We start from the raw sequence: 15,836 nt of genomic DNA on the forward strand, positions 1-15,836 counted from the left end.
AGCGCGCCTTCCCCCAAAGGAGCACCGCATGGAGCTTGGATCGACCGTCACCCTCACCTACACCGGGAAGCTCGAGGACGGCAGCGTCTTCGGGTTCGCCACCGCCGATGCGCCCATGGTCTTCCAGACCGGGATGGACATGACCATCGACGGGTTCGAGCAGGCCGTCCTCGAGATGGCCGGTGAGCCAGGCGAGCGGAAGACGTTCACCGTCGGCCAGTACGACGCCTACGGCGAGTACCTGGACGACTACGTCACCACCATCCCCGCCGAGCAGATCCCCGCGCGCGACGTGGCCGTGGGCAAGCGCATCTGGCTGGCCAGCGGCGAGGACGGCGCGCCCATGCCGGCCACCGTCACGGCCGTCGGTGCCGGCGAGGTCACGTTCGACCTGAACCACCCGCTCGCCGGCCACGACCTGACCTTCGAGGTGGAGCTGCTGTCCGTCGAGGAGCCGCCGGCCGACTTCGTCTCCGCCGCCGAGAAGGCCCGCCACCTCAAGGAGCAGTCCAAGCTCCTCGGCGCCGACCAGGCCAGCGACTACCGCTAGTGCGCGCGTCGCGCGGGGTGTGCGTGCGGGTGTGTGGCGCGTGGCGCGTGGCAAGAGTGCGGGTGCGGGCGTGCGGTGCAAGAGTGCGGGTGCGGGCGTGCGGTGCAAGAGTGCGGGTGCGCGTGTGCGGCGTGGCAAAAGCGCGGCATGTGGGGTGCGTAGCGCGGGCGTGTTGTGCCGCGAGCGGCGCGAGCGCGCGATGCAAGCGTGTGGTGCGCGGGTGTGGTGAGGGTGTTGCCGCCGGGCTGCGCGTGATTGCTCCTGGGGGTGATCTGTGGGAGAATACCGGGACGCGGACGTCCGCCAGGCGGGCGTGGCGCGCGATGAGGTCGCGTGGCGCAGCGGGAGCGCAGGTGCCTTACAAGCACAAGGTCGGGGGTTCAAATCCCTCCGCGACCACCACGATACGAAAGGCCGGGGCCCACGCCCCGGCCTTTTTCGTTGCGCCCCCAACCCCCAACCCCCAACCCCCCAACCCCCAACCCCCCAACCTCCGACCCCCGACCCCCGACCCCCGACCCCCGACCCCCGACCCCCGACCCCTCCTGACTTCCCGGCGCCGTTTTGCGTCTTCTTCCTCCTGCTCTCGAAAATGTTTCACGTGAAACACTTGTTCTATTGTCGTGTGACATTGCGACAATAGCGCCCTTGCGCCCAGCATCCCGTGACGTGTCGGGTGCACCGCCATGACGCTCGCGCGCCGCCGGGGGAGCGCCATCGCGACGCCCGCGCGCCGCCGGGGTGGTACCGCTGTGACGCTCACGCGCTGCCGGGGCGGCCTTGCCGTGACGCCCGCGCGCCGCCGGGGCGGCTCCGCCGTGCGTCATCGAGCCGTCGGGGCGTCGCTCTCGCGGGGCTCGCGCATCGCGGGGGCGGCGCTGATGGCGGTCGCCGCGCCGCGGGGGACGATGGTCCGCGGCCCTCCGAGCACGCGTCGCGGCGGCATTCGCCATGCGGGGACGATGGCGGCGTGACGCGGGGCAGCCGCATCTGCGCCGCCGTGTGAGCGCTCCCCAGTTATTGGGGGTGCCCACAATGGCCTCCGATCGAGAGGACGGAGGTTCTATGAAGCGAAGTCGATCCCTCGCCGTGGGCGTTCTGTGCGCCCTGGGCTGCGCGGTGTGCGTGGGCGCGTTCCTCATGCAGGTGAGCGACCAGGCCGACGCCGCGCGAGCCGAGGCGCTCGCACGTTATGGCGGCGACCAGCTCGAGGTGTGCGTCGCGCGGCGGGACATCGCGGCGGGCGAGATCATCGACGAGGGCGCGGTCGACACGGGCCTGTGGGTGGCGGGGCTGCTGCCGGAGGGCGCCGTCACCGCGCGAGGGGAAATCATGGGCAAGCAGGCGTCGGCGCCCATCCTCAAGGGCGAGGCGATCACCACGCGGCGCATCGGCGCGCCCGCGGCCCAGTCGCTCGACATTCCTGAGGGGCTCGCGGCCGTGAGCGTTCCCGCGCGGGAGGTGCAGGCGGTGGGCGGCGCGCTCCAGCCGGGGATGCGGGCGGACGTGTACGCCACGGGCGCGAGCGCCACCGAGCTGCTCGTGCCGCGCGCGTTGATCGTGGCCACGAGCAGCGACGCGTCCGGGCCGCTCGCACCCGGCGCCGTCGCGTGGGTGACGCTGGCGGTGAGCCCGTCGGCCGTGCAGGAGCTGGTGGCGGCCGCCCAGAATCTCGAGCTCTACTTCGTCCTTCCCACGGGCGGAGGGGAAAGCGGCCGCACCGAGGCCTAGGAGAGAGCCGGCGCTGCCGGCGGAAAGGATGGCCATGGGCAACATACTATTCTGCGCTGACCGGGCGTCGCTGGCGAGTCCCGCGTCCCTGGGGTTGGCGGACGACCTGCTGCGGGAACGCGACTGGCTGGAGGGGCGCTCGGATGCCGTCGAGGCCCGGGCGCGGCTGGCCCAGCAGCCGCCCATCGAGGAGGCCTGGGTGGCGTCGAGCGACCAGATGGGAGCTGTGAACCTGGCGGCCGCCCTGCGGCGGGACGACGCGCGCATCCCCCTCTACCTGGTGGCGGAGGGCCTGAGCGGGTCGGAGGTCAGCCGCGCTCAGGCGGCCGGCGTCACGGGGCTGCTCACGCCGGATGGTCTGGCGCGTCGCGTCGCCCACGAGGATCGCCGCCGGCTGGCCTCGGCGGCGCGCGCGGCGGCCGTGCGGGCGGCCGAGGCGTCGGCGCGTCCGCTCGGAGCCGGGGATGACGCGCGGCTGCCGATAGTGTGCGCCCCGCGCCCGCCGCGAGACGACGGCGCGTGCGCCTGGGAATGCGACGGCGGCCCAGATGCGGAGGATCCGCTGCCGCCGCCGGCGCCCGCTGTGGAAGCGGGGCGGGCGGCTGCCGCGCCTGGCGCGCCCGGGGCGCCGTCGGGGGAGCGCGCCCCGGCGCTCTCGCTGTCGGCTGCCGACACGGCGCCGCTGCCGCCTGTGGCGTTGGCGCCCGCGTCGCCCGCCGCGTCAGCGTCCGCGCCTCGTGTGCCCGTGTCCACCGCGTCGGATCCCGCTGCCCCGGCGGCATCCCCGGCCCCCGCTCCACCGCCCGCGCCTGCCGCTCCCGCGGCACCGCCGCCGGCATCCGCTCCCGCCGCCGCCCGCCCTCCCGCGTACGTGCTGTCGGTGGTGAGCGGCAGCGGCGGCGCGGGCAAGAGCACCGTGGCCGTGCTGGCCGCCTGCCTGGCGGCGCGTCGCGGGCTGCGCACGCTGCTCGTCGACGCCGACCTCCAGTTCGGCGACGCCGCCGACCTGCTGGGATCCTCCGGCGCCCCCACGGTGGACGAAGTTCTGGCCGATCCGGGCCTGCTCGATGCTCCGGCCGACGCCGGCGTGCCGGCCCTCGTGGCCGCACCGCACCGCCTCGAGTTGGCAGAGGCCCTGGCGGCCCAGCTCCCGCGCCTGCTGGAGGAGGCGTCGGCCCGCTTCGACGCGGTGGTGGTCAACACGGGCGCCAGCTGGTCGGAGGGCCACGCCCTCGTCATCGAGCGCAGCGCCCGCACGCTCTTCCTCGTCGACCAGCGCGCTTCGTCGGTGCGGGCCTGCCGCCACGCGCTCGAGCTGTGCGCGCGGTGCGGCATCGCCACGGGCTCGTTCCTGTTCCTGCTCAACCGCTGCGCCAAGGGCGTGCCGTTCACCTCACTCGACGTGTCCTGCGCGCTGCAGGGCGCCCCGGTGAGGGAGCTGCGCGACGGCGGCCCGGCGGTGGAGGAGCTGCTCGGATCGGGGCTGGCCCAGACCCTGGCCTCCGAGCGCAACGAGCTGCGCGAGTCGCTGGGGGCCGTTCTCGACGACCTGCTCCCCGGGGGCTCGTCGGGTCGGGGCGCCGGCAGGGGCCGGAAGAGGGGGCGCGGGGCGTCCGAGGCGACTTCTGAGGCGCCCCCTGACGCCGGCCGCCCGCGTGGCCGGGACGCCGGGGGTCGCAAGGCGGGCCGGTGGGGCCGGCGCCGCGGCCGCCCCGCGGTGCTCGTGGAGGCGGGGGCCGCGCGATGACGCTGCTCGAGCGCGCCCGCGCGGCCGAGGCGGCGCCCGTCCCCGGCCGCCCTGCCCGGACGGCGACGGTGGAGGACCTGCGCCGCAGCGTGCGCGAGCGCCTGGCCATGGAGAAGGTGGCCGCGATGATGGGGGACAACCCCGAGCGCGCCCGCAACGAGCTGCGCGCCGCGTGCCGCCAGGCGTTCGCCGAGGGCGGGTGGGACGCCGTGACCCCGGTGGAGCGCGAGCGGCTGGTGGCCGACCTGGTGGACGTGGTGTTCGGCATGGGCCCCATCGACGGGCTGCTGGAGGACGAGACCGTCACCGAGGTGATGGTCAACGGCACCAAGAGCATCTACTACGAGCGGGACGGCCGGCTCCACCGCAGCCCGGCGCGCTTCGCCAGCGACGAGCAGGTGCGCGTGCTCATCGACCGGATCATCGGCCCGCTGGGCCGGCGCATCGACGAGGCGTCGCCGACAGTGAGCGCCCGGCTGCCCCAGGGGCACCGCGTCCACGCCATCATCCCGCCGCTCTCGCCGGACGGCCCGCTGCTGACCATCCGCCTCTTCTCGCGGCGCGTGATGACGCTCGAGGAGATGGTGGCCCGCGGATCGTTCGGCGACGACTTCCGGCAGCTGCTCGTATGGGCGGTCGTCGCGCGGAAGAACGTGGCGGTTTCGGGCGGCACGGGCAGCGGCAAGACGACGCTGCTCAACGCGCTGTCGTGCCACATCCCCGCGGGGGAGCGCGTCATCACCATCGAGGACTCGGCGGAGCTCAAGTTCGACGAGCACCCGCACGTGGTGCGGCTGGAGGCGCGGCCGAGCAACGCCGAGGGGCTCGGGGAGGTGACCATCCGCGAGCTCGTCATCAACGCGCTGCGCATGAGGCCCGACCGCATCATCGTCGGGGAGTGTCGCGGCGGCGAGGCGCTCGACATGCTCCAGGCCATGAACACGGGCCACGAGGGATCGCTCACGACGCTGCACGCCAACGCCCCGCAGGAGGTGGTCGACCGGCTGGTCACCATGGTGCGCTATGCGGTCGACCTGCCGCTCGACGCCGTGGAGGCGCAAATCGGCGGCGCGTTCGACCTGATCGTCCAGACGGCGCGCGCCCGCGACGGGTCGCGCTTCGTGTCGGCGGCGGCCGAGGTGGTCTTCGACGCGCAGCGGCGCGCATGCGTGCTCACGCCGCTCTACGAGCGCGGCCCGGGCGAGGAGCGGGGAAGGTGGCTCGCCGAGCCCGGATGGCTCGACGCGGCCGTGAGGTGGGGAATCATCGACGAGGAGGAGGTGGTCGCATGGAGGCGGCGACTCTCACGGCAGGCGGCGCGCTAGCGGGCGCGGCGGCGGCCGGGCTGGTGCTGGGCCAGTGGGGGTTCGAGGGGATCGTGCGGGCGCGCCGCGCCCAGGCCGTCGTGGGAGGCGATGGCCCGGGGGCCGCGCCGTGGCTCTTGCGCCACGGCGCGCGGCCGCTGCTGCCGGCGGCGCGGCTGCTGCTGCGGGCATGCGGCGCGCACCAGATGGCCCGGGACGCCTGCGCCCTGCTGGCTGAGCGCGGCGCCGTGTCGTCGCCCGAGGCGGTCGCGAGCCTGCTCCTGCTCGCCTGCGCGGCCCTCGGCGCTACGGCGTGGCTCGCGTCGGGCACGCCGGTGTGCGCTGCGGCCGTGGCGGCCTGCGTCACCGTGGCCGCGGCGGGCGCCTTGCGAGCCGCCCAGGATCGGCGGCAGGAGGCCCTGCGGGCGGGGGTGCCCGACGCGCTCCGCTCGATGGGGGTGTGCTTCCGCGCCGGCCTCTCGCTGCCGCAGACCCTGCGGCAGACGGCCGACGAGGTAGGCGGCCCGCTCGGCGCCCTGTTCGCCCGCGCCGCCGCGCGGCTGGGGACGGGCTGCACGCCGGGGGAGGCCCTCGCCGTCTTCCGCGGCCAGGAGGGGCTGGCGGAGCTGGCCTTCGTGGCGGTGTCGCTCGACGTGCAGCACCAGAGCGGCGGCAGCCTGGCGTCGGTGCTCGACGCCGCGCGGGAGTCGGTGGAGGGCGAGCTGGAGCTGCGGCGCTCCCTGCGGGTGCAGACGGCCCAGGCGAAGCTCTCGGCGCGCATCGTGACGCTGATGCCCTTCCTGCTGGTGGCGTTGTTCTCCCTGGTGAGCGAGGGGTTCCTCGAGCCGTTCTTCGGCAGCCCCGTGGGGGTGGCGCTGCTCGGCGCGGCCCTTGCCATGCAGGCGGCGGGCGTCCTCGCCGTGCGCCACATGCTCGACGTGGGCGTGGGGCGATGACGGCGGCCGGGGCGCCGGCCGCCTGGGCCGCGGCGGCGTGCGCGTTCGCGGCTCTGCTGGGGCTGTGGGGCTGGGATGCGGCGCGGCGCTGGCAGCGGAGGCGCTGCCACCGGCGGGCCCTGGGCGGCGCGGAGGCGACGGCCGCCGCGGGATCGACGGCCGCATCGGGCGGCTCGGCGGACGACCGGGTCGTGGCCTACCTGACGGCGTTGACCCGCCGGCTCGAGGGGGCGGCGCCCCACCGCTGGGCGCCCCCGCCGCTGGGCCGGCCGGCCTGGTTCGGGGATCACCTGGCGCGCGCCGGGCTGGGGGACGCCGTGTCGGTCGCGGCCTGCGGCGAGGCGCGGGTGCGCCTGGCGGCGGCCGGCGCGGCCCTGGGCGGCGCGCTCGGGATGGCGGCCTCGCCCGAGGCGGCCCTGCTGCTGGCGGGCGCCGGCGGCGCGCTCGGATGGCGCGCCCCGCGCTGGGCCGTGGCGCGCCGCAGCCGGCGCCGGGCCGAGGAGATGGAGCGCCACCTCTCCGAGATGCTGGACGTGGTGGCCCTGGGGCTGCGCAGCGGCCTGTCCTTCGACCGGAGCCTGGCGCTGTACGGCGAGCACTTCGACACGCTGCTGGCGGCGTCGCTGACCGGCGCGCGGCGGCAGTGGGAGTGCGGCCTGGCCACGCGCGAGGAGGCGCTGCGGCGCGTGGCGGCGTCCTACGACTCGCCGCCGTTCACGCGCGTGGTGGAAAACGTCGTGCGGTCGCTGCGCTTCGGCGCGTCGATGGCCGACAGCCTGGAGGACGCGGCGCGCGAGGCGCGGGCGGCCTACCGGGCGCGCCTGCAGGAGCAGGTGGCGAAGGCGCCGGTGAAGATGATGGTGCCCACGGCGACGCTCATCCTGCCGGCGATGCTGATGCTGGTGCTGGGCCCGGTGATGCTGGAGCTCATCGGGGGTTTCTCATGAGAGAGGAGAGAAGTCATGGTCAAGGACACGCTGGAGAAGGGGTGGGCACGCGCGAGGGCGGCCTGGGATCGCGCGGGGCTCACGGCGGCCGCGCTGCCGGGGCGCGTGCGGGCGAAGCTGGCCTGCGAGGCGGGCCAGGGGACGACGGAGTACGCCATCCTCGTCGGCATCCTGGTGGTCATCGCCATCCTGGCCATCACGCTGTTCCGCCCCAAGCTCCAGGAGCTGTGGGACGCCATCGCGACGGGCATCAACGGCTTGTAGGGCTCGCGGCCGACGAGGCGGGCCAGGCCACGGTGGAATACGCCGTGGTGGCCGGGGCGCTCGTGGCCATCGTGCTCGCCTGCGCGCTGCTCGCCCGTGCGTTGGGGGACGGGATGTTCGTCGACCACGCCCTGGCGGCGGCCTCGCATCACGTGCGGGCGGCCGCGGGCTGGGCGGCGGACGTGTTCTGCTACTGAGGAAGGAGGGGAGGAAGAATGGCAGGAAGGAGATCGTTCGCGGAAGCTGGGCGACCTGCGGATCCCGCGGTGCCGAGGCGGGCCGCGGGGCGGCTCGCGGAGCCTGTGGCGCCGGATCGCGCCCGTTCGCGCGGCGCGGACGTCCGACACGGCACGCGGTGTCAAGCGACGCGCCCCCGCGTCTTCGCGCGCCTCTGCGACGAGCGGGGCCAGGCGACGGTGGAGGCGGCCTTCGCACTCCCGGTGCTGCTCCTGCTGGCGCTCCTCCTCATCCAGCCGGGCATCGTCCTCTACGACCGCATGGTGATGGAGGCCGCCGCGGCCGAGGGGTGTCGCCTGCTCGCCACGCGGTCGGATGCCATGGGCGACGCGGAGCGGCTCTGCGAGGAGTACGTCCTGCGCCGCCTGGGGTCGGTGCCGTCCGTCGACTGCTTCCACGTCCACGGCGGCGGCTGCACCTGGCGGGTCGAGCTGGAGGGCGACGAGAAGTCGGAGAGGGTGCGCGTCTCGATAGCGACCGAGGTCAGGCCGCTGCCGCTTCTGGACGGCGCGGCGGTGATGGCGGGAATGGCGAACGAGCGCGGCAACATCGTGGTGTCGGTGGAGCGGTCGATGGCCGTGCAGCCGGCGTGGACGTCGGGGGCGGAGGCCGGGCGCGACCCGGCCCGCTGGATAGGGGCGTGGGTCGATGGGAACGTATGAGGCGGCCGCGGACGCTGTCGGGCGGTGCATGCGCGACGAGGACGGCCTGACGACGGCCGGCATGGCCGTGGCGCTGCTGCTTGTGCTGGCGCTCGTGTTCAGCAGCGCCCAGGTGTACCGGGTGAACGCGGCCGCGGCGGACATCCAGGAGGTGGCAGACGCCGCCGCGCTCGCGGCCGAGAACCCCGTGGCGGAGTTCATGGTGGCCGTGCGGCTGTGCGACGCGGTGGTGCTGTCCCTGTCGCTCCTAGGGACGGTAGCCTACGGCGCGGGGGTGGTGGCCCTGTGCGTGCCGCCGGCCGCGACCGTGGGGGCGCGTCTGGTCGAGCTGGGGTCGAAGGTGCTCGACGCGCGCGACGCCTTCGCCGAGCGCGCGGCCCGCGGGCTCAACCGCCTGCAGGCGGCGCTGCCGTTTCTGGCGGCTGCCAACGCCGCGGCCGTGGGCGCCGCTAACGACGGCGGCGCGTCGGGCGGCGGCTACCTGGCGGCGGCGATGCTGGTGCCGACGCGGGGGACGGACATCGCGGTGGGGCCGGATGCCGACGCCGCGGCCCTCCGCGAGGCCGTGGAGGCCGACGCCGAGGCGGTGAGGCAGGCGGCGGCCCTGGCCGAGGAGGCCGCGCGCCGGGCGCAGGAGGCCAAGGAGCGCGCCTTCGAGCGCGACTGCGGGGCCGATCCGGCCTACTGCCTCTATGAGCGCGCGGGCCACTTGGCCGGCCTCGGCGCGGGGGACAACCCCCTCTACCGCAGCGTCGACGCGTGGTCGTTCGCGGTGCCGCTCGAGCGGGCGCGGGCCTACTACGCCGCGCGCCTGGCCCAGGAGCGCCCGGCGGACGGCTCGGCGCAGGAGGGCGCGCGCTCGGCGCTGCGCCGGCTGTTCTACGAGTTCGCCGCCGACGAGCTCGCGGGCGGCTACGTGCGCGAGTCCGACGGCTCCTTCGAGGCGCTCTTCCCGCGCCTGCCGCGCAACACTGACGAGCTGCGCGCGACGACGCTCTACCGCCTGCGCGCCTTCCCCGTCACGGGCGAGGGCGACGCCCGCATGATGCACGCATGGGAGGGCTGCCCGGGTGCCGTCGGGGCAACGGGCCGAGGGTCGGTCGCCGACCTGGAGGAGGGCGGGTTCGCGCCGTGCGCCTCCTGCGCCTTCGAGCCCGCGAGCCTGGGGAACGTGGCGTCGGCCTCGACGGCCATCGAGAACGGCTTCGAGTACCACTACGCGGCCATCGCCCAGGCGGCGGACGACTACCAGGCCGCCCGCGAGGAGCTCGCGCCCGTGGCGGCCCAGGCGAAGGGGGTGGCCGGCGATCTCATCGGGCGCTGCGCCGAGGCGGCCCGCGCGGCGGGAGGCTTCCGCATCGAGGCTGCGCCGCCGGGATGCCGGGGCGCCGTGGCGCTGGTGGTGAACGTGCGGGCCGTCGCTGCCGACGGGGGCTTCGAGTCGCTGTTCGTCCTGGGCGGCATGACGCTGGGCGCCCGGGCCGCCGTATCGGGTGCCACGCTGCTGGAGGATCCGTCGCCCGAGGGCCAGACGGTCATCACGGCGCTCCTCGACGGCTTCGGGCGCGACGGCGGCGCGGCCGTGGGAGCGGGACGCATCGTGCTCGACTGCTGGTCGGGGCTGCTGCGGGCCTACGGCGAGGGGCAGGAGGCGCTTGCGGAGGCGGTGGAGTCCGCCACCTCGGAGGTGCCCCTGGTCAGCGCGAGCGGCCTGGGGACGTGGGCGGCCGGGGCCCTGCGCGACGCGTTCGCGGCGGCGGGGCTGCAGCCGGCGCGCCTGGGCGCCCTACGGCCCGTGCTGGTCAACAGCGCGCACGTGGCCGCGGCGGGGGACGACCGCTTCTCGGCGACGTTCCGGTCGGTGCGCGAGCAGGCGCTGCGGTTCTCGTCGTCCACGGCCGACCTGTTCACGTCGGTGGCGCTCGAGCTGGAGTCGGAGGCGCTCGACGCGGTGTCGGCCGCCGAGCGCGGCGTGGAGGTGGCGCGGATCGAGCTCCCCGTCGGCGACCTGTCGATCCCTGTGACGGTGGCGCTGCCCCCGTCGCTGGGCGACGACGCGCGCGATCTGGTGGGACGCGCCTTCGACGCGGCGGCCTCGCTCTACGGCGAGGTGACGGAGGTGACGCGGCCATGGCGGTGAGGGGGCCTGCGGGCGCCGCGCGCGGGCGTGGGTGCCTGCGCGGGAGCAGGCGGCTTGCGGGCGCGCTCCGCGACGAGGGCGGCCAGATGACCATCGAGCTGCTGGTGGTGCTGCCCGTGATCCTGATCGTGGCGGTCATCGCGGTGAACGCGCTCACGTTCTTCGGGGACTGCGCGGCCTTCGACCGCGTGGCGCGCAACGCGGTGAGGATCTGCGCGGCCTCACCGGGCTACGGCCAGGACGTGGGGCAGAGCGCCGCACAGGTCGAGACGATGGTGGGGGAGGCCCTGGCCCGCGACAACCTGGAGGTGTCGGCGGAGGCCTCCGGCGGCGCGCTCGGCCAGGTCACCTTCACGGTGCGGCTGTCCTACGCGCCGACGCTGTTCGGGCTGGGGCTGCGCGACGAGGTGCTGGGCGTGGCGCTCCCGCGCCTGGAGCACCGGGTGGCGCTGACGGTGGATCCCTACAAGCCGGGGATGCTGTTCTGAGGAGGGACGATGGACGAGGAGAGGCAGCGGCGCCGGGCGCTTGGCGCGTCGGCCCTGGTGGCGGGGATGCTCGCGATGGCGGCGGTGGCCGGCGCGCTCGGCCGGGAGCCTCCGCCGCAGCCCCCTGCGGCTACGGGGCGCGCGGCGTCCCTGGCGCGGGCGGCGCTGGGAGGGGAGGAGGCCTGGGCCGACGCGGTGCCTGGCTACCGGGAGGGGTCGGCCGCGCCGGACTGGTTCGCCGAGGAGCTGTTCGCGCCGGAGGGCGCCCTCGCCTCCTACGCCGACGAGGACGGTCGGGTGGTGGGGTTCTCGTTTCCCGGCTCCGCCGCCGACTGCGCCGCGATGGTGGCGGAGGCGATGGGGGAGCGGGGCTGGCTTGGCGTGCCCAGCGGCGTCGAGGGCTGCGTGACGTTCGTGAGAGGGGAGGGGTCGTGCCGATGGGCGATGGTGTCGTGCGTCGACGTTCCGGGAGGAACGAGCGTGGTGGTGCAGGTGCAGAGGGCATCCTGGGGCCGGTCTTCCTGGCCGTGAGCCTGCCGGCGCGGCTGAGGGGCCTTCTCCTGCGCGCCCCGCGCGACGGGGTGACGGTGCTGGCGCCCTGCCGCGACGTCCACACCCTCGGGATGACCCGCGCCATCGACGTGGCCTTCGCGGACGACCGGGGGCGGGTGATCCGCGCCTTCCGGGACGTGGGCCCCGCTCGCCGGCTGCGCTGCCCGGGTGCGGCGGTGGCGCTCGAGCGATTCGCGGCCGACGGCCCGTGGCTTCGGCCGGGAGACCAGATGGAGATTGCCGTCGCCAGCGCGGCGGCGCGAGAGGAGGAACGATGAAGATGTGTCCGGTATGCCGGACGACGCTCTTCGAGGATATGGAGGTCTGCTACGGATGCCTCTACCGCTTCGGGAGCGAGCCGGCCCTGGAGAAGGCGGCGCGGCAGCTGGAGGAGGGTCCCGCCAAGGCGGACGGCGGGGCGGGAGGCGCCGGCGACCTGCGGCGCTGGGCGGTGCGGCTGGAGGTGCGCAGCTGGTCGAACCCCGATCAGGTGTGGACGGCCGAGCTGATACCTCCCTACGAGGACGGCGGCGCGGCGGCGCTGCCGGTGCGGGCGCGTCCCGGTGGGAGCGGCCCCGGCTCGGCTCCGGCTGCCGCGGCGGCCGTGCCGGAGGCCGCGGCAGCCGTCTAGGCGCCCAGCTCGGCGAAGAGGCGCTGGGCTTCGGCCTGGAGGCGCGCGTCGATGGCGATGTAGGCGTCGAGGAGGCGTCCGCCCCTCTCGGTGAGCTCGCTACCGTGGGCGCCGTCGCGGTTCAGCAGCTGGATGTCGAGAGCCGCCTCGGTGTCCTTGATGATGCGCCAGGCCTTGCTGTAGGCCATGCCCATGTTCTTGGCGGCGGCGTTGAGCGATCCGTATTCCCGCACGCCGAGGCAGAGGTCGGCAACGCCGCGGCCGAACGCGGAGGTGCTCTCGGAGTGGGGGTTCCTCACCGAGAGGCGGACGTTCGTCTCCAGCTTGTCGAGTTGATCCATGGTGTGTGTCCCTTCGGTCGGGATGCCCGGGTGCCCTCCGGTCGCCTGGGCACCGCTCCAGGTTAGCACAGCTGGGCGCGGTTCCCGGGGAATTGGGCCACGGCATCCTCTGGAACCGTGGCCCTCAGGTGGCGTTCCTAGCGAGTCAGAAAGCCCGCGGCCGCCTCCTTGATGGATTCCACGTCGCCGTCGATCACCGCGGAGAAGCGCACGGGCATCGTGTCCAGCGAGGCCAGGCCGGCGGGGATGGCGCGGCCGCCCGTCTCGCGGGCGATGAGCTCGTTGAGCTGGCAGCCGGTGAGCTTTGCCACGTCGTCGGGCAGCGGGGCGCCGGCGTCTAGGCCGTGGAGGGCGCGGTACACGTTGTCGCCGAACTTGGCCCAGTGGGCCGTGCTGGCGATGAGGACGGGGTTCTCGCCGCGGAGGTTCTGGGCCACGCGGTAGGCTACGGCCGTGTGCGGGTCGAGCAGGTAGTCGTGCTCGTCGAGGGCCTCGCGGATGACGGCCAGGCACTCGTCGTTGTCCACCGAGTCGGCCGCGAAGTCGGCGCGCACCTTGGCGAAGGTGTCAGCGTCCACGCGGAAGCGGCGCTCCTCGGAGAGGTCGCGCATCCACCCGGCGATGGCCTGGGCGTCGCGGCCCGTCAGCTCGAAGAGCTGACGCTCGAGGTTAGACGAGACGAGGATGTCCATCGACGGGGAGGGGGTGGTGACGAACGGGCGGTCGGAGATGTCGTAGGTGCCCGTGTTGATGAAGTCGGCCAGGACGCGGTTCTCGTTGCTGGCGCACATGAGGGTGCCGATGGGCACGCCCATGGCCTTGGCGTACCAGGCGGCCAGGATGTTGCCGAAGTTGCCGGTGGGCACGCAGACGTCCAGCTCGGCGCCGGCCTCCAGCTTGCCCTGGGCCACCAGCTCGGCGTAGCTCGATACGTAGTAGACGATCTGGGGCATGAGGCGCCCCCAGTTGATGGAGTTGGCGCTCGAGAGGGCCACGGCGTGCTCGTCGAGGAGCCTGCGCGCGAACGCGTCGTCGGAGAACGCCCGCTTCACGCCCGTCTGGCAGTCGTCGAAGTTGCCGCGGACACCCCACACCTGCACGTTCGACCCGGTGGTGGTGACCATCTGCTTGCGCTGGATGTCGCTCACGCCGCCGTCGGGGAAGAGCACGCCGATGCGCACGCCGTCCGCGTCCTTGAAGCCCTCGAGGGCGGCCTTGCCGGTGTCGCCCGAGGTGGCGACGAGGATGAGGAACTCATGGTCGAGCGCGCCGGCCTCGCGCAGGGCGCTCGCGCTGGCGGAGAAGAACTGGGGCAGGCACTGGAGCGCCATGTCCTTGAAGGCGCTCGTGGGGCCGTGCCACAGCTCGAGGACGTGGGTCTTGTCGTCCAGCGACGTGATGGGGCAGATGGCCTCGTCGTCGAAGTTATCGCCGTAGGAGCGCTCCATGAGGCGGTCGATCTCCTCATCGGGCAGATCGATGCCGAAGGCTCGGTAGACGGCGGCGGCGCGCTGGGCGTAGGGGAGCGCGGCGAGCCCCGTGATCTGGTCGAGGGAGAGCTGGGGGATGCGCTCGGGCACGTAGAGGCCGCCTCCCTGGGCCAGGCCGTTGACGACGGCCTCGGTGAAGGGGACGGGTGCCTCGCAGCAGCCGCGCGTGTCGATGTAGAGGTTCTGGCCGGCGGGGGCCTCGCTGGATGCGACGTTTGTCATGTGGGGTTCTTCCTTCCCGGGGGCGGACGCGCACAAGTATACTATGCTGCCATCCGGGCCGGCTTGCCGCGGGCCCAGGTTCTGAGCAACGCGCGATCGCCCCGCCCGGGCGGCGCGCCTCCGCACGGCGATCCTGACGGGAGGCCTCTATGGCGCAGCGGTCGTTCTCCATCTTCGGCGACTCCATCTCCACCTTCGAGAGAGTCACCAACCCGGCGAACCGCATCTACTATAAGGAAGACCTGCGCGCCGCGACCGGCGTGGAGGAGGTCGGCGACACGTGGTGGGCGCAGGTGATAGCGCGCCTCGGCGGCCGCCTGCTGGCCAACGCGTCGTTCTCCGGCTCGATGGCGGAGGGCGCGGGATTCCCCGCCGGGTGCTCGTCCGAGCGCATCGCCCAGGTGGCGGGGCCGGACGGCGAGGCGCCCGACGACATACTGGTGTTCATCGGCATCAACGACTACGGCTGGGCCGGCGCGCGGGCCCAGGCGGCGGCCCGCAGCGAGGCGATGCCGCGCTGCCCCGAGGCGCTGGCGGTGCCCGAGGGCGCGCCGGGCCCCGCGACCGCCGCGTCGCTGTCCGGGTTCGCCCGCGCCTACGGCGAGATGCTCGCCGGGCTGCGCGCCGCCTACCCCGCCGCGCGCGTCTGGTGCCTGACGCTGCTCCCCGGCCGCGAGGTCGGCGCCGCAGGGCCCTCCTTCGCCTACCAGCTGCGGGGCATCGACCTCGACGACTACAACGACGCGATCCGCGCGGCAGCGCGCGCCCACGGCTGCGAGGTGGCCGACATCCGCGCCGCGGGCTTCGATTACGAGGCCCTCGACGGCACGCATCCCACCAGGCGCGGCATGGCGCAGTTGGCCGAGCTGACCCTCGCCGCGATGAGCGCTCCCGTCCCCAGCGTTTCGCCAGCGGATGGGGGAGCGAGCGCGCCTGGTGCCGTAGGTAGCCGCGCGAGCGCGCCGGACGTCGCAGGCAAGACCGCCAACGCGCCGGATGCCGCAGGCGAAGGCGCGGGTGCGCCGGGCGCCGCAGGCGAGGGTGCGGGCGTGCCGGGTATCGCGGGCGAGGGTGCGGGCGCGCCTGATGTCCCGGCGCCGGTGACGGTCGATGAGTTCGGCGTGCGGGATGCGGGGCTGAATGTTTCACGTGAAACATTCGTGGCGCTTCCGGCCGACCTGTTCCCCGCTGAGATGCGCTCGCGTCGCCGCTGCATGCGTTCCACCTGCTTCGACTGCGAGTTCGCCCGCAGCACGGGCGTCAAGTGGTCCTGCGTCTGCGAGCTGCCCTAAAGCCCTCCTGCCCTCGCCCACGCGCCTCGCGTCTGCCGCACGCTCGCGCCGGGGCGACCGCCCGTCCCTCCCGGCGCCCGGCGTGTGTCTCGCGCCGGCGTATGCTTGTCGTCTGCCCCGCCCGCGCGGCGCGTGCCCTGCCCCGCCTGGCGCGTGCTCGCGCGCTCCGCGCCCGCCCGTGCCGCGCTCTGCGACGCCGCGTGCTCGTCGCCTGCGTGCCGCGCGTTCGATGCATCCTCCTCCCTCTGCCCTTGTGAATTCTCTGTGATCTCCTCATCTAAA

The 15,836-nt window shown here is 74.5% G+C and carries 17 protein-coding genes and 1 tRNA gene; 16 read left to right on the plus strand and 2 right to left on the minus strand.

The annotated features are described in order from the left end of the window. Positions 1–28 precede the first annotated feature (28 nt). The 15 genes from LPT13_RS10420 to LPT13_RS10490 all read left to right on the plus strand — a co-directional run bounded on the left by LPT13_RS10420 (position 29) and on the right by LPT13_RS10490 (position 12,209). Positions 29–550, plus strand: coding sequence for an FKBP-type peptidyl-prolyl cis-trans isomerase (locus tag LPT13_RS10420; RefSeq protein WP_242166279.1), 522 nt, complete (start codon positions 29–31; stop codon positions 548–550). 327 nt (positions 551–877) lie between these two features. Beyond that, a tRNA-Val gene (locus tag LPT13_RS10425) sits at positions 878–952 on the plus strand. Between the two features lie 663 nt (positions 953–1,615). Further along, positions 1,616–2,281: a Flp pilus assembly protein CpaB gene (gene cpaB / locus LPT13_RS10430; RefSeq protein WP_242166281.1), complete on the plus strand. Its 666-nt coding sequence runs from the start codon at positions 1,616–1,618 to the stop codon at positions 2,279–2,281. Positions 2,282–2,315: 34 nt separating this feature from the next. Further along, positions 2,316–4,028: a CpaE/TadZ family protein gene (locus LPT13_RS10435; RefSeq protein ID WP_242166283.1), complete on the plus strand. Its 1,713-nt coding sequence runs from the start codon at positions 2,316–2,318 to the stop codon at positions 4,026–4,028. Next, a complete protein-coding gene (locus LPT13_RS10440; RefSeq protein WP_242166285.1) occupies positions 4,025–5,353 on the plus strand; it encodes a TadA family conjugal transfer-associated ATPase in 1,329 nt (442 codons plus the stop codon). Before LPT13_RS10435 ends, LPT13_RS10440 begins: the two co-directional genes overlap by 4 nt. Then, positions 5,317–6,288, plus strand: coding sequence for a type II secretion system F family protein (locus tag LPT13_RS10445; RefSeq protein ID WP_242166288.1), 972 nt, complete (start codon positions 5,317–5,319; stop codon positions 6,286–6,288). The genes LPT13_RS10440 and LPT13_RS10445 overlap by 37 nt, the downstream gene beginning before the upstream one ends. Continuing rightward, on the plus strand, positions 6,285–7,235 hold the full coding sequence (locus tag LPT13_RS10450; RefSeq protein WP_242166290.1) for a type II secretion system F family protein: 951 nt from the start codon (positions 6,285–6,287) through the stop codon (positions 7,233–7,235). The genes LPT13_RS10445 and LPT13_RS10450 overlap by 4 nt, the downstream gene beginning before the upstream one ends. A 15-nt stretch (positions 7,236–7,250) precedes the next feature. Further along, on the plus strand, positions 7,251–7,499 hold the full coding sequence (locus tag LPT13_RS10455) for a hypothetical protein (protein ID WP_242166292.1): 249 nt from the start codon (positions 7,251–7,253) through the stop codon (positions 7,497–7,499). Then, the gene (locus LPT13_RS10460; protein WP_242166294.1) at positions 7,463–7,696 is read left to right on the plus strand and encodes a hypothetical protein; all 234 of its coding nucleotides are present in this window, start codon (positions 7,463–7,465) and stop codon (positions 7,694–7,696) included. Before LPT13_RS10455 ends, LPT13_RS10460 begins: the two co-directional genes overlap by 37 nt. A gap of 219 nt (positions 7,697–7,915) precedes the next feature. Next, complete coding sequence (locus LPT13_RS10465) at positions 7,916–8,398, plus strand: TadE/TadG family type IV pilus assembly protein (protein WP_242166295.1); 483 nt, start codon at positions 7,916–7,918, stop codon at positions 8,396–8,398. Further along, a complete protein-coding gene (locus LPT13_RS10470; RefSeq protein WP_242166296.1) occupies positions 8,385–10,538 on the plus strand; it encodes a molybdenum cofactor biosynthesis enzyme in 2,154 nt (717 codons plus the stop codon). The genes LPT13_RS10465 and LPT13_RS10470 overlap by 14 nt, the downstream gene beginning before the upstream one ends. An 86-nt stretch (positions 10,539–10,624) precedes the next feature. Continuing rightward, positions 10,625–11,026: a hypothetical protein gene (locus LPT13_RS10475; protein ID WP_242166297.1), complete on the plus strand. Its 402-nt coding sequence runs from the start codon at positions 10,625–10,627 to the stop codon at positions 11,024–11,026. 9 nt (positions 11,027–11,035) lie between these two features. Continuing rightward, positions 11,036–11,557 (plus strand): hypothetical protein, encoded by a 522-nt coding sequence (locus LPT13_RS10480; RefSeq protein WP_242166298.1) that lies wholly within the window; start codon positions 11,036–11,038, stop codon positions 11,555–11,557. 56 nt (positions 11,558–11,613) lie between these two features. Beyond that, positions 11,614–11,856, plus strand: coding sequence for a DUF192 domain-containing protein (locus LPT13_RS10485; protein WP_242166299.1), 243 nt, complete (start codon positions 11,614–11,616; stop codon positions 11,854–11,856). A 2-nt stretch (positions 11,857–11,858) separates the two neighbouring features. Then, positions 11,859–12,209, plus strand: coding sequence for a hypothetical protein (locus LPT13_RS10490; protein ID WP_242166300.1), 351 nt, complete (start codon positions 11,859–11,861; stop codon positions 12,207–12,209). Here the strand turns inward: LPT13_RS10490 and LPT13_RS10495 are convergent. Then, positions 12,206–12,550, minus strand: a complete 345-nt coding sequence (locus LPT13_RS10495) for a winged helix-turn-helix domain-containing protein (RefSeq protein ID WP_242166301.1) — start codon at positions 12,548–12,550, stop codon at positions 12,206–12,208. The two genes, LPT13_RS10490 and LPT13_RS10495, sit on opposite strands and share 4 nt — an antisense overlap. A 137-nt stretch (positions 12,551–12,687) precedes the next feature. After that, positions 12,688–14,262, minus strand: a complete 1,575-nt coding sequence (gene thrC, locus LPT13_RS10500; protein ID WP_242166303.1) for a threonine synthase — start codon at positions 14,260–14,262, stop codon at positions 12,688–12,690. A gap of 149 nt (positions 14,263–14,411) precedes the next feature. Between thrC and LPT13_RS10505 the strand changes: the two genes are divergently transcribed. Then, a complete protein-coding gene (locus tag LPT13_RS10505; protein ID WP_242166304.1) occupies positions 14,412–15,554 on the plus strand; it encodes an SGNH/GDSL hydrolase family protein in 1,143 nt (380 codons plus the stop codon). Positions 15,555–15,836: the final 282 nt, after the last annotated feature.

The organism is Adlercreutzia faecimuris (genome assembly GCF_022669055.1).
Lineage (GTDB): Bacteria > Actinomycetota > Coriobacteriia > Coriobacteriales > Eggerthellaceae > Enterorhabdus > Enterorhabdus faecimuris.